The organism is Nonlabens ulvanivorans (assembly GCF_000732625.1).
Lineage (GTDB): Bacteria > Bacteroidota > Bacteroidia > Flavobacteriales > Flavobacteriaceae > Nonlabens > Nonlabens ulvanivorans.
In genome coordinates this window covers 1-20,018 of record NZ_JPJI01000004.1, presented here as the reverse complement: position 1 = coordinate 20,018, position 20,018 = coordinate 1, and the positions used below count along the sequence as shown (strand labels likewise).

The 20,018-nt window shown below is 34.3% G+C and carries 19 protein-coding genes; 12 read left to right on the top strand and 7 right to left on the bottom strand.

The window, feature by feature from the left end:
- Positions 1-3: 3 nt before the first annotated feature.
- The 4 genes from lpxA to IL45_RS00400 are packed head-to-tail and all read right to left on the bottom strand — an operon-like array spanning position 4 to position 4,459.
- A complete protein-coding gene (gene lpxA / locus IL45_RS00415) occupies positions 4-789 on the bottom strand; it encodes an acyl-ACP--UDP-N-acetylglucosamine O-acyltransferase (RefSeq protein ID WP_036579003.1) in 786 nt (261 codons plus the stop codon).
- A complete protein-coding gene (locus tag IL45_RS00410) occupies positions 789-2,189 on the bottom strand; it encodes a bifunctional UDP-3-O-[3-hydroxymyristoyl] N-acetylglucosamine deacetylase/3-hydroxyacyl-ACP dehydratase (protein ID WP_036579001.1) in 1,401 nt (466 codons plus the stop codon). Before IL45_RS00410 ends, lpxA begins: the two co-directional genes overlap by 1 nt.
- On the bottom strand, positions 2,190-3,209 hold the full coding sequence (gene lpxD / locus IL45_RS00405) for a UDP-3-O-(3-hydroxymyristoyl)glucosamine N-acyltransferase (RefSeq protein WP_036579000.1): 1,020 nt from the start codon (positions 3,207-3,209) through the stop codon (positions 2,190-2,192).
- A gap of 23 nt (positions 3,210-3,232) precedes the next feature.
- Positions 3,233-4,459, bottom strand: coding sequence for an HD domain-containing protein (locus tag IL45_RS00400; protein WP_036578999.1), 1,227 nt, complete (start codon positions 4,457-4,459; stop codon positions 3,233-3,235).
- Between the two features lie 33 nt (positions 4,460-4,492).
- Between IL45_RS00400 and porX the strand changes: the two genes are divergently transcribed.
- The 6 genes from porX to IL45_RS00375 all read left to right on the top strand — a co-directional run bounded on the left by porX (position 4,493) and on the right by IL45_RS00375 (position 8,960).
- Entirely contained in the window at positions 4,493-6,043 is a 1,551-nt protein-coding gene (gene porX, locus IL45_RS00395; RefSeq protein WP_036579126.1) for a T9SS response regulator signal transducer PorX, read from the top strand.
- Positions 6,044-6,445, top strand: a complete 402-nt coding sequence (gene tsaE, locus IL45_RS00390; RefSeq protein ID WP_036578998.1) for a tRNA (adenosine(37)-N6)-threonylcarbamoyltransferase complex ATPase subunit type 1 TsaE — start codon at positions 6,044-6,046, stop codon at positions 6,443-6,445.
- Between the two features lie 171 nt (positions 6,446-6,616).
- Positions 6,617-6,784: a hypothetical protein gene (locus IL45_RS15045; RefSeq protein ID WP_160165375.1), complete on the top strand. Its 168-nt coding sequence runs from the start codon at positions 6,617-6,619 to the stop codon at positions 6,782-6,784.
- Between the two features lie 77 nt (positions 6,785-6,861).
- Positions 6,862-7,338, top strand: coding sequence for a hypothetical protein (locus IL45_RS00385; RefSeq protein WP_036578997.1), 477 nt, complete (start codon positions 6,862-6,864; stop codon positions 7,336-7,338).
- Positions 7,339-7,370: 32 nt separating this feature from the next.
- Positions 7,371-8,570, top strand: a complete 1,200-nt coding sequence (locus tag IL45_RS00380) for an alanine dehydrogenase (RefSeq protein WP_036578996.1) — start codon at positions 7,371-7,373, stop codon at positions 8,568-8,570.
- A 9-nt stretch (positions 8,571-8,579) separates the two neighbouring features.
- Positions 8,580-8,960, top strand: a complete 381-nt coding sequence (locus tag IL45_RS00375; RefSeq protein WP_036578995.1) for a hypothetical protein — start codon at positions 8,580-8,582, stop codon at positions 8,958-8,960.
- Here IL45_RS00375 and IL45_RS00370 read toward each other — a convergent pair.
- Positions 8,957-10,123 (bottom strand): proline dehydrogenase family protein, encoded by a 1,167-nt coding sequence (locus IL45_RS00370; protein WP_036579125.1) that lies wholly within the window; start codon positions 10,121-10,123, stop codon positions 8,957-8,959. The two genes, IL45_RS00375 and IL45_RS00370, sit on opposite strands and share 4 nt — an antisense overlap.
- Positions 10,124-10,209: 86 nt before the next feature.
- Here IL45_RS00370 and aroB point away from each other — a divergent pair, with 86 nt between their 5' ends.
- Together aroB and IL45_RS00360 are read left to right on the top strand one after the other, a co-directional pair.
- Entirely contained in the window at positions 10,210-11,277 is a 1,068-nt protein-coding gene (gene aroB, locus IL45_RS00365) for a 3-dehydroquinate synthase (RefSeq protein ID WP_036578994.1), read from the top strand.
- Positions 11,278-11,348: 71 nt separating this feature from the next.
- The gene (locus tag IL45_RS00360; protein WP_036578993.1) at positions 11,349-11,666 is read left to right on the top strand and encodes a hypothetical protein; all 318 of its coding nucleotides are present in this window, start codon (positions 11,349-11,351) and stop codon (positions 11,664-11,666) included.
- A 65-nt stretch (positions 11,667-11,731) separates the two neighbouring features.
- On the opposite strand, the gene IL45_RS00355 is transcribed toward IL45_RS00360, so the two are convergent.
- Both IL45_RS00355 and sucC read right to left on the bottom strand, forming a co-directional pair.
- Complete coding sequence (locus IL45_RS00355; protein WP_036578992.1) at positions 11,732-12,508, bottom strand: T9SS type A sorting domain-containing protein; 777 nt, start codon at positions 12,506-12,508, stop codon at positions 11,732-11,734.
- A 130-nt stretch (positions 12,509-12,638) separates the two neighbouring features.
- On the bottom strand, positions 12,639-13,832 hold the full coding sequence (sucC, locus tag IL45_RS00350; protein ID WP_036578987.1) for an ADP-forming succinate--CoA ligase subunit beta: 1,194 nt from the start codon (positions 13,830-13,832) through the stop codon (positions 12,639-12,641).
- A 402-nt stretch (positions 13,833-14,234) separates the two neighbouring features.
- Between sucC and lysA the strand changes: the two genes are divergently transcribed.
- From lysA to IL45_RS00330, 4 genes are all read left to right on the top strand, one after another.
- Complete coding sequence (gene lysA / locus IL45_RS00345; RefSeq protein ID WP_036578985.1) at positions 14,235-15,458, top strand: diaminopimelate decarboxylase; 1,224 nt, start codon at positions 14,235-14,237, stop codon at positions 15,456-15,458.
- 410 nt (positions 15,459-15,868) lie between these two features.
- The gene (locus tag IL45_RS00340; RefSeq protein ID WP_051788589.1) at positions 15,869-16,702 is read left to right on the top strand and encodes a Shedu anti-phage system protein SduA domain-containing protein; all 834 of its coding nucleotides are present in this window, start codon (positions 15,869-15,871) and stop codon (positions 16,700-16,702) included.
- A 226-nt stretch (positions 16,703-16,928) separates the two neighbouring features.
- On the top strand, positions 16,929-17,846 hold the full coding sequence (locus tag IL45_RS00335; RefSeq protein ID WP_152550760.1) for a hypothetical protein: 918 nt from the start codon (positions 16,929-16,931) through the stop codon (positions 17,844-17,846).
- Between the two features lie 192 nt (positions 17,847-18,038).
- Positions 18,039-19,529, top strand: coding sequence for an SIR2 family protein (locus IL45_RS00330; protein WP_036578979.1), 1,491 nt, complete (start codon positions 18,039-18,041; stop codon positions 19,527-19,529).
- The last annotated feature ends 489 nt before the right edge of the window (positions 19,530-20,018 follow it).

Below are 20,018 nucleotides of genomic sequence, written 5' to 3'. Positions count from 1 at the left end.
TTATTAATTACTAGCTACGTATCCTCTCATGATACCTCGCTTTGAGTTTTTTATAAATTCTATTATTTCATCTCTTTCATTAGTCGCACTCATTTCTGCTTCTATTATTTGAACAGCTTGAGATACGTTATAATTTTTTTGATAAAGAATGCGGTAAATATCTTGAATTTCTCTGATTTTCTCTAATTCAAAACCTCTTCTTCTTAAACCTACAGAATTGATACCTACATAACTTAATGGTTCACGTCCTGCTTTTACAAATGGTGGCACATCTTTTCTTACCAATGATCCACCGGTTACAAACGCATGACTACCTATCTGACAAAACTGTTGAACAGCAGCCATACCAGCTAGTACAACGTGATCTCCTACGGTTATGTGTCCTGCAAGAGTACTGTTGTTTGAAAAAATACAGTTATCTCCAACTACGCAATCATGTGCGATATGACAGTAAGCCATAATCCAGCAATTCTTACCTATTACGGTTTTCATTCGATCAGACGTTCCTCGATTGATAGTTACACATTCTCTAATCGTTGTGTTATCACCTATTACTGTGGTGGTGTCTTCATCCTCAAACTTTTTATCTTGTGGAATGGCGCTTATTACCGCTCCTGGAAAAATACTTACGTTCTTACCGATGCGAGCACCTTCCATGATAGTAACATTTGATCCTATCCATGTCCCTTCACCTATAATGACGTCATTGTGAATTGTTGTAAAGGGTTCTATAACTACATTCTTGGCTATTTTTGCTCCTGGATGTACGTATGCTAATGGTTGATTCATTATTTTACTTTTGAGATTTGTGCCATTAACTCAGCCTCGGCACATAGTACACCGTTTGCATAAGCATAAGCTTGCATGTGACATATACCTCTTCTAATAGGAGTTATTAAATCACATTTAAATATAAGCGTGTCTCCTGGAGAAACTTTACGCTTGAACTTTACATTATCCATCTTCATGAAGAATGTTAAATAATTTTCTGGATCTGGTACCGTACTTAAGACTAGTATACCACCAGTTTGCGCCATTGCTTCTACGATAAGAACACCAGGCATCACAGGAGCACCTGGAAAGTGACCATTGAAGAACTGCTCATTCATCGTCACATTTTTTAATCCTATGACATGACTATCTGATAGTTCAAAAATCTTATCAATTAAAAGAAATGGTGGCCTGTGCGGTAAAACTTCCATAATTTTCACCACATCCATTAAAGGCTCTTTATTAAAATCTACTTTAGGCACATTATTACGAGCTTCTAACTTGATAAGTTTAGATAGTTTTTTTGCAAATTGAGTATTTACATAATGCCCAGGCTTATTTGCAATAACTTTACCTCTGATTCTAGTGCCGACTAAGGCTAGATCACCAATTACATCTAGTAATTTGTGACGTGCAGCTTCATTAGGATAGTGTAATGTTAGATTATCTAGAATCCCATTAGGCTTTACAGAGACATTATCTTTATTAAAAGCCTTCTTAAGGTTTTCCATCGTTTTAGTAGACAACTCTTTATCTACATAAACTATAGCGTTATTTAAATCTCCACCTTTTATTAACCCATGTTCTAATAACATTTCAATTTCATGTAAGAAACTAAAAGTTCTAGAATCTGATATTTCCGATTTAAAGTCAGATAATTTTTCTAAGGTAGCATTTTGAGTTCCTAAAACCTTAGTTCCAAAATCTACCATCGTTGTTACTTGGTAAGAGTCTGAAGGCATAAGAATAATTTCACTACCAGTCTCTTCATCACGATAAGATATAACGTCTTTAACGACATATTCTTTACGGTTTGCATCTAAATCATCAATACCTGCTTTCTCTAAAGCCTCGATAAAGAATTTTGATGACCCATCCATGATAGGTGGTTCACTATTATCTATTTCAATAAGACAATTATCTATTTCTAAACCTACTAGGGCTGCTAGGACATGCTCACAAGTATTAATGTGAACACCATTTTTATCTAACGTGGTACCGCGTTTGGTATCTGTTACATAGTTAGCATCTGCTTCAATTACTGGTTGACCTTCTAAATCAACACGCTGAAATTTATAGCCATGATTTGCTGGTGCCGGTTTAAAGACTAAAGTAACATTGTTTCCTGTGTGCAATCCTACACCTGTTAAGGAAATATCTTTAGATATAGTCGTTTGTTTAAAATCTGTAGTTGTCATCTATGAATTCTTTTTCTCAAGATCAGCAATCCTGCTGTCTAGCTTTTTTAAATTTTTAAAATATACATAAGATCGGCTCCAATCACCATAATCAAATGCTGGAGAACCTTGTATCACCATATCATTTTTAATGTTTTTACCTACACCACTTTGTGCTTGTATTCCAACATTATCACCTATAGTTATATGTCCTGCGATACCTACTTGACCACCTATACGACAGTTTCTGCCTACTTTTGATGAACCAGCAACACCTGTCTGAGCAGCAATAACGGTGTTTTCACCTATTTCTACATTATGCCCGATTTGTATCTGATTATCAAGTTTAGCTCCTTTTTTAATAATGGTAGCACCCAAGGTTGCTCTATCTATAGTGGTTAACGCTCCTATATCAACATTGTCTTCTATAATAACGATACCTGTTTGAGGGATTTTATTATACGTCCCATCCGGATTAGGTGAAAAACCAAACCCATCTGCTCCTACAACAGCTCCCGCATGAATAGTTACATTATTACCTATTATCGTGTCCGACATAATTTTTGCGCCAGCATGTATGACACAGTTATCTCCTATGGTAACATTATCTGAAATATGAACTTGTGAAAATATTTTCACGTTATCACCTAGTTTGACATTTTGAGAAACATATGCAAATGCGGCTAGGTAAAAACCGTCGCCTTTAACCACTGATTCATGTATAAAACTAGGTTGTTCTATGCCACTTTTATTAAGCTTGATCATTTGATAGTATTCAAGCAATTTAGTAAAAGCACTATAAGAGTCTTCTACTTGAATTAACGTTGTAGATACACTTTGATCTGGAACAAAATCAGCGTTTACGATGACTGCGCTTGCCTTTGTGGTATATATAAATGGAGTATACTTAGTATTTGATAAAAAGCTGATACTACCAGCCTCACCTTCTTCTATTTTAGAGAGCTTAGAAACTTGTGTTTCAGAGTCACCTACAATAGTTCCTTCTAGTATATCTGCAATTTGTTGTACGGTAAATTTCATTATCGCAAAAATAGTAATTTTAGTTAATCCTGAATCTTAGGATAGCAGTAGTAATATTTAGTCACTTGTTTAGTGAGTGCTTTAAAGCTTGCTTCCTCGCCAGCCTTTATGAGCTCTACTAATTTCCCATTTTTGAAAAGGATTTTTATAGGTTTTGCTTTCGCGTAAGCGAGATTATGAACAGCACCTGAGAAAACAAAATATCTTGCCTCGTGGTCAGAAAGGTCATATACGGTCTTTAAAGTTTTGATTTTCTTATCAAGTTTTGAAGCGGTAACAGGCTGTTTTGTAAACTTGATTTTGAGCAATTGTCGGTTAAGAATCATTTGACATAATTCTTTAAGCACAAAATCGTTGTGTTGAGAACCAAATTTCAAGGTGCTTATCAAATCGGTATCATCTAATCTTGAGAATCTGCTTAAAGTATCGAGATCAAAATCGCTTAAAGAGACCTCATTTTTAAGAAAAAAGAATAAATCTGCTGGGATTTCCATTGTTTCACCAGATTTAATCAACTCTTTAATACGTACAAAAACGGATTGTAATAAATGCTCTGCTCCTATTCCTGTTTTATGAAGGTAGACCTGCCAGTACATCAATCTACGACTGCTTAAAAAATGCTCGACAGAATATATCCCTTTTTGTTCAACAACTAATTCATCTTCTTTTACATTAAGCATCGCAATTAAACGCTGACTATTAATATTACCTTCTGCGACACCTGTGTAAAAACTATCTCTCTTTAAATAGTCTAATCGATCCATGTCAAGCTGGCTAGATATAAGCTGCATCATAAAGGGACGATGATATTCTCCCTTAAATATTTTAATGGCTAGCGTTAAACTACCGTTAAACTCTTTATTAAGAGCCTCCATAAAAAGGATAGAAATATCTTCGTGACTAACATTATTTACAAAGCTGTGTTCCATAGCATGTGAGAATGGACCATGTCCAATATCATGTAATAATATTGCCTTATAAAGAGCATCTTCTTCTTCTATAGATATTTCAACATCTTTAGAACGAAGTACTTGGACAGCTTTTTGCATTAAGTGCAAGCAACCTAATGCATGATGAAATCGAGTGTGATGTGCACCTGGATAAACCAGGTAGCTCAATCCCATTTGAGTGATGCGACGCAACCTTTGAAAAAAAGGATGTTCTATTATTGTAAATAAGTCCTCATTAGGAATGGTAATAAAACCATAAATGGGATCGTTTAATATTTTAAGTTTGTTCTGTTGATTCAAAAGGAACAGCGATTTAATTACAAAGATACTGATATGACAGACATAAAAATCCTTTGGGTAGATGATGAAGTGGATTTATTAAAGCCACACATTATATTTTTAGAAAATAAAGGGTACAGTATCGATACTCGAGTAAGTGGTACAGAAGCTTTAGAAGCCATTGAAGAAGTCAATTATGATATCGTATTACTAGATGAAAATATGCCTGGCCTTACGGGTCTTGAAACATTACATGAAATTAAAGAAAAACAGGCTCAACTACCTGTAATCATGATTACTAAGAGTGAAGAAGAGTATATTATGGAAGAAGCGATAGGTTCTAAAATCGCTGATTACTTAATTAAACCTGTAAACCCTAATCAGATTTTACTTTCTTTAAAAAAGAATCTAGATCACTCGAGATTAGTATCTAATAAAACTACTTCTGACTATCAAAGAGAATTTAGAAAAATCTCTATGGACCTATCGATGATTAATTCATATGAAGAATGGGTTCAATTATATCAAAAGTTGATTTATTGGGAATTAGAGCTAGAAGATATTGATGATAGCGGAATGCTTGAAATTTTAACGACTCAAAAAAATGAAGCTAATAATCAGTTTTGCAAATTTATAGATCGCAACTATCCTGAGTGGTTTGACGAGGACGACGAGGCACCTATTATGTCTCATAATTTGTTTAAGAAAAGAATTGCACCACATTTAAAGAAAGACAAACCTGTTCTATTAGTGGTTGTAGACAATTTACGTTATGATCAATTTAAAGTGTTTGAAAACATTATAAATGGTCATTATAAAAAAGAAACCGAAGAAACGTACTGCTCTATACTACCTACAGCAACACAGTATGCTAGAAATGCATTGTTCTCTGGTCTGATGCCAGAAGATATGGCCAAAAGGCATCCTGACTTATGGTTAAATGACACAGATGAAGGAGGAAAAAATATGCATGAAGATGCTTTTCTTACTGCACAACTTAAAAGATTGGGCTTAGGATTAACACATCAATATCATAAAATAACAAGTGAACAACAAGGAAGAAAACTTGCAGAAAATTTTAAATCTCAAAAGGATAATGATTTAACTGTTGTCGTTTACAATTTTGTGGATATGCTTTCTCATTCCAAAACTGAAATGAAGGTCATCAAAGATCTAGCGAGTAATGATAAATCTTATCGTTCATTAACGTTGAGCTGGTTTAAAAACTCTCCTTTATTAGAGATTATTCAACGAGCACAAGATTTAGGTTTCAAATTAATATTAACCACTGATCACGGAACCATTAACGTGACCAACCCAAGTAAAGTTGTAGGCGATAGAGATACTAGCCTTAATTTAAGATACAAAACAGGTCGTAGTTTAAGTTATGAGGATAAAGATGTTTTAGCGGCCAAAGACCCAAGCACTATAAAACTACCTAAAATCAATATGAGCAGTAGCTTCATATTTGCAAAAGGTGATTTATTTTTTGCTTATCCTAATAATTACAACCATTATGTAAGCTATTACAGAAACACCTATCAACATGGTGGTGTTTCTCTAGAAGAAATGCTCATACCATTTGCCGTTTTTAATCCGAGATAGATGAATATTACATATCATATAGACGATATTGAACAAGTAGCGCGTCAAATATTAGCACATACCACAGAGAAGGTGATTTTATTCAATGCACCTATGGGTGCTGGTAAAACAACGCTTATAAATGCGATGTGTAAACAATTGGGAATAAATGAAGTAACCTCTTCTCCTACTTTTTCTATAGTTAACGAGTATAAATCCGATAAAGTAACCGTTTATCACTTTGATCTTTATAGATTACAAGATAAAGAAGAGCTTTTAAACATCGGAATAGAAGAATATCTTGATTCTGAAGCCTATTTATTTGTAGAATGGCCAGAACTGTTAACGCCTTATTTAGAGAGCTTTACAACAATAACGATTGAGAATTTAAGCGTGAATCAAAGAAAAGTAATACTTCCATAATTGCTAAATAAATGTAATTTTAACAGTTGTTAAAAACATTGTTAATCATTTTAACATAACTGACGTTTTGCCCGATTATCGAATTCCTTAATCTTTTTCTTTATTTTTTTATTGGTTTACAGGAATAAACACTATACATTAGTATCACTTATTTACTTAAACCAAATTATTATGAACAACAAGTCCCTCAAAGCAATGGCTTTGTTAGCGATATTCAGTGTATCGATAGCAGGAGCTGCAGTACAATTTGCGCCACAAGCGCCAACATCGAAGAAAATTGAGAAAAAAACACTAGCTAAGAAATTAGCAGTTGCAAAAGCAAACGGACTATTAGGTTAATCCATTGTTTTTATTATCTTTAAAAATCTTCGTGAAAACGAAGATTTTTTTTGTTACATAATAGATTAAATAAATAAATGCCAAATAATAGTTCAAGTTCACTGATATACGGTACCGTAGTTGCTGTCATCCTAGCTGTTATACCTTATTTATTTTATAGTTACGAGGCTGTTCCTGAAAGCTTATGGGAAATAGAAGCTTTGAAAGCTGTTAATGAAAGTTTTGGTGGAGATCCTTATGTAACTACTTGGTTAATAATGATAAAACTACTTCCAGCTCTTCTATTCTTTTTATGGTTTTTAACCTGCAAACATTGGTGGTATCATGTTATCATTATACCTTTTTCTATGTATTTTTTCCAATTAATATCGGTGTTCTTACCAAACTTAGAATATATAGACCATCATGAAATCTATTTTATTATTCCAGTAGTTATCGGGTCGCTTTCTGCTAGTTATCTAGCTCGTATTAAAGTATTTGATAAAATTCATGGAATAGACATCTCTGAAATTGAAGATGGTATTAAAAAACCTAGTGATCGATTCTTCAGTTAAATTGACTAATTTTAGGGATTATACTAGTTCTTATGAGTCAACAATTATCTCCATTTACTAAAGATCAACTCTTACCACAAGAGGAACGCCTAGAGATACAACGCTCTAAGCAAGAATTACTTTTAGGGATTCCTAAAGAAACACAACATCAAGAAAAACGTATTGTTTTAACTCCAGATGCTGTGGCTGCACTTACAGCACATGGCCATCGTATCTTAATGGAGAAAGGAGCTGGAAACGGATCTAACTTTACAGACTCTCAATATAATGAGGCTGGAGCAGAACTTACTTCCGACCGCAGTAAAGTATTCTCTTGTCCTACTATATTAAAAGTTGCTCCACCATCATTAGAAGAGATAGAGCTTATTAAACCACAAAGCGTTTTAATATCTGCACTACAGATAAAAACAAGGAACAAAATTTATTTTGAAAAATTAGCTGCAAAAAAAGTAACCGCACTTGCTTTTGAATTTATTCAAGATGACAGTGGTAATTATCCTGCAGTCAGCGCATTAAGCGAAATTTCAGGAATTGCTTCCATTCTTATTGCAAGTGAATTATTAAGCAGTGGCGCAAATCGTACCGGACAATTGTTTGGTAACATCACTGGCGTTCCACCTGTCGATGTTGTCATTATGGGTGCTGGAGTTGTAGGTGAATTTGCGGCTCGTACGGCCTTAGGATTAGGTGCAAATGTGAAAGTCTTTGACAACTCTATTACAAAATTGCGCAACCTTCAAGATAAGGTAAGTCAGCAGTTATATACCTCTACCCTACAACCCAAATATCTACTTAAAGCCTTGAGAAGATGTGATGTTGTGGTAGGTGCTTTATCTGGAAGCAATAGAGCTCCTGTAGTAGTGACTAAGACGATGGTAGAAAATATGAAGCAAGGATCTGTAATTATGGACATAAGTATCGATATGGGTGGTTGTTTTGAAACGAGTGAAGTCACCACACATGATAAACCTACTTTTGAAAAATATGGAGTTACTCACTATTGTGTTCCTAACATACCGTCGCGTTACTCAAAAACCGCATCTATTTCTTTAAGTAACATTTTTACGCCTTATTTATTAAACATTGCTGAAGATGGCGGAATTGAACATGCCATAAGAATGGATAAAGGTCTTAAATGTGGTATCTATATGTATCATGGTATCATCACAAACAAATCTGTAGGTTCATGGTATAACTTACCTTATAGCGACGTAAATTTGCTCATCTTTTAAAGAGCAGCAATGAAATTTATTCAACGATTGAGTTTTTACCTAGGTGGCGTTTCCATAGGTTTAATATTTTTAGTTTTCTTTCTTACTGGTAAAAGAACACAATGTACCTGGTTTCCAGAATCTAGAGTACTTGCAGACATCGGTAAGAAATCCATTAGACTTTCTCCAGAATTAAGAGAAAATCTAGCTCAAAATGATATCGATACCTTAAGTATTCAACTGATCTTAAAGTATGGAGATGTCAATTTTTCAAAATCAGATCGAGACGCAACACCATGTAAATTTTACCACATTTCTGGTCGTGAAGAATTAGCTAATACTACTTTATGGGTAAAGAATTGTGAACGCTATGCAACGGTAGAAAAAATTATTTATAACGATAACGATTAAAGACCACGCCTTTTCATTTCTTGCCTGATCAATATCAATTCACGTCCAGTTTGTCCAGCGACAGAGGTGTTTTCTTGAGCTCTACGTATTAAATAAGGCATCACATCTCTTATAGGACCAAAGGGCAAAATCTTAAACGTATTATAATTCATTTGCGCTAGGTTAAAAGTAAGATTATCACTCATACCATATAGCTGTCCAAACCATACATCTTTATTATTTGCAGCAATACCTTTCTTTGTAAGAATTTCCATTGCTTGCAATGTACTAGACTCATTATGCGTTCCTATACATAACTTAATGACGTCTAGATGATCTAGAATAAAATACATGGCGCTATTAAACATCTCATCCGTCGCCATTTTATTAGCACAGATAGGTGACTCATAATTCATCTCTTCAGCACGAGCGCGCTCTTTTTCCATATATGCACCGCGCACAATCTTTACTCCTACTATAAAGTTATTTTCTATAGCGTCATTATAAAGCTCTTTAATGTAATCCAGTCTGTCATGCCTATAACATTGCAATGTGTTATAAATAATGGCTTTTTCTTTATTGAATTGTAACATCATGTCACGTATCAATTCATCTGCCGCATCCTGCATCCAGCTTTCTTCACCATCAAAAAGTAAAGCGATATCATTATCATATGCCGTTTGAGATAGTAGCAATACTCTATCTTTAATACGTTGCCATTCTGCTTGTTCTGCAGCAGTCAGTTCTTTTTTCTCGGTAACTTTTTGCCAGATATAAAATCTACCGATACCAGTAGGTTTCACTACTTCAAATGGTAAGGCATCAGAATGAGCAGCATGTTTAATAAGTTTCAATTTCTTATCCACCACAGCATTAAAATCTGCCTCATCTTCTTTTCCTTCTACAGAGTAGTCTAGGATACTACTCACACCTTTTAAGTACATATTATCCACTACAGACTTGCACTCTTCTTCTGTGGTACCACCGCAAAAATGTTCAAAAACGGTGTGTTTAATCAACCCTTTAACTGGCAGTCTCCACTGCAACGATTTCATCATCACAGCAGACCCAAAATTGATCAATGACGGGTAACCCATCATCTTAAATAGAAAATGAGCTTTGCGTAGCTCTCGATTACTCTTTAATGAAAAAGCAATCTCTGTGTTGTTAAAAGGATTTTCCATATTCATGTCGCAAATATAGTAGCAAAGGAGTTAAATAATAGCTACATAGATTGTACTTTTAACGCTTCCGCGAAAGCTTACAAAACATGAACCCTATTACTATTAAAGACTTTACCATTTACTTTGAAAACCAAGGCTTTGAGGCCATCAACAAATGGATTAAAGAAAATAAACCATCTACTATTTTTATTCTTGTAGACGATAAGACGATGGAAAACTGCTATCCTTACTTAATGCCACAGATTGAAACAACGGCAATTATAGAAGTGATAGAAATCGATCATGGCGAGGAATTCAAAAACATCGATACCTGTGCTGGTGTATGGAGTGCACTAGTTGAATTGGGATGTGACCGCAACAGCTTGATGATTAATCTAGGTGGTGGCGTGATTACTGATCTAGGTGGTTTTATAGCTTCTACTATTAAGAGAGGTATTCCGTTTATACACATTCCTACTAGTTTATTAGGTATGGTAGATGCTGCTATAGGTGGTAAAAATGGTGTAGACCTAGGCCATCTTAAAAATCAAATAGGTGTGATCAATCCACCTATCATGACCATAATAGATCCTGCATTTTTAAAAACATTACCACAGCAACATTTAGTTAATGGTAGTATTGAAATGTTTAAACATGGTTTAATTAGTGATCGTGTGTACTGGAAAGACATGCTTAAGGTGACTGACTATTTAAATGAAACCTTTAATTCCCTAATCTATCAAAGTGCGATTATTAAAAGTGATATTGTTACCATGGACCCATTTGAGAAAGGAGCACGCAAGGCTCTTAACTATGGACATACAGCAGGTCACGCTATAGAATCTTTTTTAATGGATCATGAGGAACGTGAAGCTGTTCTACATGGTGAAGCTATCGCAGCAGGTATCGTTGTTGAATCTTTTTTAAGTGTTCAATATGCTAGTTTATCGATGGATGCTTATCAAGAGATTAAAGACTGGTACACTTCTTTAAATTTCACATTTTCATTTACTGATGATGAAGTGATGGAGATGATTGACCTTATGAAATACGATAAAAAGAATAGTAACGGCGAGATTAAATTTGTCTTACTAGAAAGCATAGGCTCTTTTGTGACCAATCAAGTCGTTGCTAATGAAGACATTATAACAGCTTTTAAAGAGCTAAAAAAATAATCTACAGTTTACACAAACCCATTGGGTGATTTCAGTTTTTTATATACTTTAGTTTATCTCTAAATGTTATTATGAAAAATGTAATTGTAGATTATAAGAAACTTACACCAGATGTGTTATCACTTTTAGTAGAAAGATATCCAGATGGTTATGGTGACGATGATATCATATCATTTAAAAACCATAAAAATGAATTAATTGAAGCGGTAGAAGTAAAAACCGAAGACACCAAGTACCTCGTTAAGATATCTAAGCGCTTATCGATGCAAATGGAAGCCTTTGATGAAGACGACTATGATGAGAAGGAAATGAATGATCCAGATGCTTTACCAGACATGGATCTAGAACAACCTAAAGATGAAGAGTCTGATGAATCCAAAGAAGATTAGACCTTTTAATTAATAAAAAAGCCTCTTATGAAAAGAGGCTTTTTTATTATAATTATAATTAAGGGCTATCTTATAAATTTAATCGTTTCTACCTGATCATCCATGGTCACACGCGCGACATACAATCCACTCGCTAGATTTGCAACATCCACTACATAATCTATCGCATCTGCCGTTGTACTGGTTAACAGCTGTCCGTTAAGATTCATGATTTCTATCGTTGCTCCTTCTAACTCGCGATGTGATAAAACTAAGTTTTGTTGACTGTTTTGAAAATACTGCACACTTTCTAGTGTTTCATCTTCATTAGATAATAAAGAAACCGGTCTGATACTTAAGTTATCAAAATAAGTGTCTGTAGTCGCAAAAAATGTCAAACCAAAGATCAAACACGATGGTAAGTTAGTCGCATTTGCTGGTGTGGCTACTAGTATCGTTCCTGCATCGCTAGGCGGAATGTTAGTCTGTGCAGATATGGCATTATTATTACTATCACCTACAATAAAGGTATGTGTTGAACCACTATTATTAAAATAGTCCACACTTACAAAATCAAAATTCTCTGCAGATCCAGCTTTTATTAATGAAATGGTCCAGTTTTGTTCTGGTCTAGAGCCACCGGTACCTCTTAAAGACAAATCACCTGTTCCATCATCAAATAACGCTGCTGTACTATTAGAACCATGTACAGCTGTTAAACGGTATCCTATCCCATTAACAGTAACATCTTGTGTCACCGTATTCCCATTAATGGTTGCATTATCAAAATCAAACTCGATATATTGAGCTTGGGCTGTTATCGTAAAAATGGCAAAAATTAAAAAAGAGTATAAGTGTTTCATAATGTGTTGGTTTATACTCAAATTTAATAAACTGATTTGATTTAAAACTTTCAACACATAAAAAAACCACGTTGATAAACTTCAACGTGGTTTTATATATTTAATCGAGAATTTATTCTCTAAATCAGTATTAAGCGATTACCGCTTGTACTTTATCTGCAGCTTCTTGAAATTCTGTAGCACTTTGAACATCCATTCCAGAGTTGTCGATAAGATCCTTTGCAATCTCTGCATTAGTTCCTTGTAGTCTTACAATCAATGGTACATTCATCGCATCACCCATACTTTTCTTTGCATCTATAATACCTTGTGCTACACGATCACAACGTACGATACCACCAAAGATGTTTACAAGAATTGCTTTCACACCTTTATCTTTAAGGATAATTTTAAAAGCTTCTTCAACACGTTTTGCATCTGCAGTACCACCTACATCTAGGAAGTTAGCAGGTTCTCCACCAGCTTGTTTGATAAGGTCCATCGTTGCCATTGCAAGTCCTGCACCGTTTACCATACAACCTACATTACCATCTAGATCTACATAGTTTAATCCTACCGCTTTTGCTTCTACCTCAGTAGCGTTTTCCTCACGTGTATCTCTCATTGCTTCAAGATCTTTGTGACGGAATAATGCGTTTTCATCTAGTGTGATTTTACAATCTACTGCGATGATACGGTTATCACTAGCTTTTAATACTGGATTGATTTCAAATAAAGCAGAATCAGATCCTACATATGCATTGTATAAAGCAGCAACAAACTTTGTCATTTCTTTAAATGCCTTACCGCTTAAACCTAAGTTAAACGCGATACGTCTTGCTTGAAAACCTTGTAAACCATGTGATGCGTCTATCGTCTCTGTAAAGATTAAATGTGGCGTCTCCTCTGCAACGGTCTCGATATCCATTCCACCTTCTGTAGAATACATGATCATGTTTTTTCCTTGTGCACGGTCTAGAAGTACAGACATGTAGAATTCTTCTACCTCTACTTCACCTGGCTCATATACATCTTCTGCCACTAGAACTTGGTGAACACGTTTTCCCTCAGCACTAGTCTGTGGTGTTACTAGGTCCATACCTATGATCTGTCCAGCTATTTCTTCAACTTGTTCAAGATTTTTGGCAAGTTTTACTCCACCACCTTTACCACGTCCACCGGCGTGTACTTGGGCTTTTATAACGTGCCATCCAGTACCAGTTTCTTCAGTTAATTCTTTTGCAGCCGCTACAGCTTCTGCAGCAGTAGTTGCTACTTTACCTCGCTGTATAGTTACACCATAACTAGCTAATATTTCTTTTCCTTGATATTCGTGAAGATTCATAAATGTTCTTTAAGGTTCAATTTTAAGTACAGCAAAAATAAGAAAGTGAACCTTGAATTTGAAATAAAAATATATTTTTTAAGAACAGGTTATGAGTAAGCCAAAAATTTAGACTTTAAGTGATGAATTTATAGTTCCCACTTATACAGAATCAGAATTGATTTTATGAACATCATTCTATAACAACCGTTGTGTTTAAAAGCCATAGACAGATAATTAACGCTGCATTACAGGCATGCCCTTTCTATGATACAGAAAGGTAATTTGTATCCCTATTTCTATAAATGGATGCTACCCATAAACCGATGGCGCCATCATTATACCAGCTCATAAGAAAGATTTATCATTTTATTAATAAATATTAGTCCTAACCTAGTAATTTTGTAGGCTTAATTTTTAAGCATGCAATCACAAGATTTATTGAACATTGCACAGGAACACGGTAGTCCTGTCTATGTGTACGACGCGCATCGTATCGTGTCGCAGTATGAACGTTTGACCTCGGCTTTCGCGCAAGCGAAATCACTGAGAATACATTATGCCGTTAAAGCATTATCAAACTTATCCATCTTGAAGCTGTTTAAACAGTTAGGCGCTGGACTCGATACCGTGAGTCTACAAGAAGTACAGTTGGGTCTTGCTACTGGTGTAGAGCCGCACAAGATCATTTACACGCCTAATGGTGTGTCGCTAGAAGAGATTGAACAAGTCGCTGCCATGGGCGTGCAAATCAATATTGATAATTTATCGATCCTTGAACAATTTGGCTCTAAGCATCCTACCATACCGGTATGTGTGCGTATTAATCCACACGTTATGGCTGGTGGTAATGCAAACATATCTGTAGGACACATCGATTCAAAATTTGGGATCTCTATCCACCAGATACCGCATTTACTGCGCATTGTAGAAAATACTAAAATGACCGTTAACGGTGTGCACATGCATACGGGTAGTGACATTCTAGACATAGGCGTGTTTTTATATGCGACAGAAATCCTTTTTGAGACCGCAGCAAAGTTTAAGGACCTGGAGTTTATCGATTTTGGTAGTGGATTTAAAGTACCTTATAAAGAAGGAGACGTTTCTACAGACATTGAGGATTTAGGTGAGCAGTTAAGCGAGCGTTTCAATAAATTTTGTAAAGATTATGGACGTGATATCACACTAGCCTTTGAACCTGGAAAGTTTCTAGTAAGTGAGGCAGGATATTTTCTTGCCAAAGTGAATGTCGTAAAACAAACCACGTCTACCGTTTTTGCTGGTATCGATAGTGGATTTAATCACCTGATACGTCCTATGTTATATGGATCGTACCACGGTATTAAAAATATCTCTAATGAGACTGGCCGCAATCGTTTTTACAGCGTGGTAGGTTATATCTGTGAGACCGATACCTTTGCACAAAACCGCCAGATCAGCGAGATCACAGAAGGTGACATACTCGCATTTGCAAACGCTGGTGCCTACTGCTACTCTATGACCAGTAACTATAACAGTAGATACCGTCCGGCAGAGGTGCTGTGGTACAACGGCGAGGCGCATTTAATCAGAGAACGCGAGACCATGGAAGACATTTTAAAACATCAGGTACCTGTAGAACTAGCACTAGAAGAACTGGTTTAAAATCGGGAATACTGCCATTGCAGTTATATCATAGAGAAGTCCAACCGCAAGGTTGGGCTTTTTTTTATGCGATAAAAATGAGCTATAGAAAATAAATCTATGCACACACTGCAGCATCTCACTACATTATATTTTTAAATACCGCTTGCGCGAAAGTGTAAAAAGCATCATCCTATTGCACTAATCAACTTATGACTTTATACCAAAACGAAACGTGAAATTTTAGAGTGTTGAAAAAGCCGATATGAAACGTTTAAAACGAAAAGGTTTGCATTTACTACCTTTTTTGAGTTATGATCGACACTGCTAAAAGGTTTGCTTTAAGTCAAATAGAGTACCATAATGTTGTAAGATTTTGCTTAGGTTTGTATGTACTAACGTTGTGCATAATTAAAAACCGAAACCAATAAATGAGCATATTTTCAAGAGATTTTTTTAAGTTAAACGAAGATGAAATTAAGTTAACTAAAGAATATGACAGATTAAACGCAACTGAATCGATTGAAAAAATGATACAGAATTCAAAAGAAATGAAAAATCCTTTTGAACTTTTAGAATTAGTTGGAAAACATCCTTTTCTTTTAAATGTTGCATCTTATTTTCCAAATAATTTTCTAAACGAAGCTGACTTAGCAATTAGAAAAAAAGACTACGAACAAAAACTAGCTGATTTCAAATTATTGCTAAATAATGCAGATACGACAGAAAGGAATATTTTGAACTTTATAAAAGATAACGAAGCTCACTTTATTATCGGTTCTATTCTGAAAAACTATACTGTTTTTGGTCATCACGATAGATATATTTTTCCTGAATTTCAATTACCACCAAATTTTCAGGTTGATTTTCTAATTGTTGGCAAAAATTCGAATGGATATCACTTCGTCTTTGTGGAATTAGAAAACCCATCTAAAAATATAACTATCGGAAATGGAAGCTTTGGACAAACCTTTCGAAAAGGAATTGAACAAATTGCAGATTGGAAGCATTGGAATGATAAAAACTTTGGAACTCTGAGAAATGTCTTTGACAAACATAAAAATCCTTCAAAAAATATTCCTCGAGAATTTTTAGAATATGACAATACAAGAATGAATTATGTTGTAGTAGCAGGAAAAAGAGATGATTTTAATGAAAAGACTTATCGACTTGCTAGAGAAAGCCGAAAAAATGGAATAATAATATTACATTATGACAATATAATTGATGAATGTGAGAAGTTATTGAGAGACTGTGCGTACTAGAAAATAACTATGCACAACAACGTATATAGCTCATAGCTAATTAGTTGCCTAATCGAAGTTAAGACATATTTGGGAAATCGCCAAATTTTTAAATTTGACGATTTCCGATAAATAAGATAAATAGTAAAATTTAAAAATCTGGCTTGTGCTTAATTCGAAAATAATTTTCTAATTTACACGCTACGAGCCATATACAAGACCGTTACCTGCAAGTTGAAAAAACATTATGCTAAACAAAATTGAATTTTCAGATTTATACAGATTCCTAACATCTATAGGGCTAATTTTTATAGCCTCTTCATTCATAATTCCTTGGTTATTTATGAAACAGGAATTGGGTGTAATATCCTCAACAGACTATAATGGATTAATTCAATCATCGAAAGACCTTGTTGACAATAGAATTAGTTTGAATTTAATCGTAATTAAAGCACTTCCATTTATCTCTATTGGTTTATTCTTATTTGGATGTTTATTAATTTTCATAGGTTTTAAAAAATGGAAGAAAAAACAAGATGGCATTGATGAAACAGACGGAATTAAGTTAGAGTTACTTCGAGCTACAAAGCAATTGGATTCAGAAGAAATTGATGAAAAAGCGGAAATGGAAGTACAAGAAGAAATTCAAGAAAGCACTTCGAGTGAAAAAATAAAAGATGAGAAACCAAAAGCAAAAAGCAAAGAAGAAATTGAAAAACTAAAAACTAACTTAATCGGAATGGAAAAACTCTTTTATGATAAAATAATTGAGTTTAATTCATTTGCTTATGAGCCAAAAGCAAATGTAAAAATTGACGATAAATTTGAGGCTGATATTGTTTTAACACCAAATAATAAAAGGAAAAATCCAGATATAATTATTGAGGTTAAATATTTACAAACAAAATTAAATATGGACATTGTAAAAAAGTCTTTTAGCGCTTTGGTAAGAATGCGAAATCACATTTTTAATTCAAGTAAAAGAAGTCCTACTTTAATTTTAATAATGGTCTATCGTTCTGACATAGGAAATGCTGATGAGATTCGTAGATTCAAAAATGGAGTTGTTGAATACTTAAGCCAATTTAGTGTTGGCACGTTCAGACACTTTATACTGAATGAACAAGAAGCTGAAAATTTTAATATAAATACAATCATAAGATAAAAACCAGCAGGTAACACCGTGTATAATTCATTGCTAGTACTCGCCTACTTACGAAAATCCTCGCGGACTTTCTATTCGGTTTTTATTTGCTAAATTAGGTGCTTAAACGACGCAACAAACCATATACAAACACGTTATGTAGCATTTTAACAAGCATATGGTTTAAAATTTAAATAAACCAATCAAAAAAATATGTTCTTTTTTACACATCTAAATGATGAAAAATCTAGGAATTACGTAAATATATTCGACAAAGAATATAGAAGAGAATTTGAAGTACTACTATTAGGGTTATTGGACGACCTCGCAAAACAAGAAGGAAAGAAAAGACTTCATAGATATCCTAAGTTTGAATTTATCACTAAAGATCAAATTGCTCGTAAAATTGAATTGGATGCAATAATCGAAGATGGATTTTTGAATATTCCAGACAACACTCTTGTAGAAATCAAATCTAGATTTTCAAAATTACTATTATCAACAATTTTAAATAGAATAGTTCAAACAAATTCAGGATATAAATCAGTTCTTTTAATTTTTGCTGATGAGATTAGTTTAGATGATAAAGATCGAGCTATTGGAATTGCAAAAAGAAGAGGATTAAGTTTAATTATTTGGGATAATAATGAAGTATTAAAGCTAATTAAGAGTAACGAAGACCTCAGTCTCAAGATACTTAGCAATATTGGTAAAGAAGTTTTTAATCAAACTATTGAATATGCGAAAAAATCGTCTGATGACTGGATACTAGAAAGAGATCAAAAGCTAGTCAAATTAAAAAAAGCCTACGAAAACGATGAAATAATACTAATGTTAGGAGCAGGTGCGTCAAAGGATGCTGGTGTACCAAGTTGGAACGAGCTTCTCAAAAAACTGAATCTTTCGATAATAAATGAAAAAATTTCAGATAAGCTTACTATTGCGGAGAAAGATGAAATAGCAGATGAACTGGTAAGCATACAAAATGGTGCTCCAATTGTAAGTGCTTCTTATATTAGAAGTGCTTTAGGAGAAAATTTCAAGAATGAAATTAAAAAGGCTTTGTACAGAACAGTAAAGCCAATTAAAGATCAACCATTGCTAGAAACAATATCCAAACTTGCTCAGCCACGAAGAAGAAAAGTAGGAATTGAGTCAATTATTACATATAATTTTGATGATCTACTTGAAAAGCACCTTAAAAAAAATGGCGTAGAATTTAAAAGTATGTATCGTGAAGCTGATCAAGAGGAAATGACAAAGTTACCCATCTATCACGTTCACGGGTTCATTCCAAGGGATGAAAAACTTTATACTAATCTTGATCAATCTGTTTTGGTGTTTAGTGAAGATGGGTATTTACAAATGCAATCAGATCCATATTCTTGGTCTAATATTGTACAAATCAAAGCACTTCGTGAAAAAACGTGCGTTTTGATTGGTTTATCTGGAATAGACCCAAACTTAAGACGACTATTCAGTATTCATTCTGAAAAATACGATGGATGTAAGCATTATATTTTATTAGAAAGAGAAATTAAATCCACGATAATTAGTAAATCTAAAAAGTATCAAGAATTTTCAAAACTACATCATAAAATTCAAGAAGACACCTTCAATAAAATTGGATTAAATGTTATATGGTATGAAGATCATAAAGAAGTACCATCATTATTAGAGAAATTGAGAACAAACGCTACATAACAACGTATAAAAATAATAGGGCAATGAGTGCTTAACCCAATGATATTGGCATATTTGCAAGATCGCCAAATTTTTAAATTTGGCTTGTCGAGAAAAAAAGATAATAAGAAAAATTAAAAAATTCGGCTTGTGTTTAACCGAATAGTAACTGTCTATTTTCAGCCCTACTATTCTTATATCAGACCGTTCTAGTCCATTGCCTGCGGCCGTAGGTTTTCGCTTTTGTAATTTATAATTACACTCTTCGGATTAGAAACTTTAGAACTGCAATAACGCTGCAAAAGATCAACCAGCTTTAGTAATTATAAATCACAAGTCTCCCAACCTACTCAACTGTCTTCCTCTCGCTGCGCTCGTCGGAGACAATAATGGCAAAGCTGTAAAACCTCTTGAGCTATAGTCAGCTTGTACTTACCCAATTATCGCCAGCCGCTAGGAAACAAACAAGAACGTTGTATAATGGCGATTGAGACGTTTTAAAGGCTTATA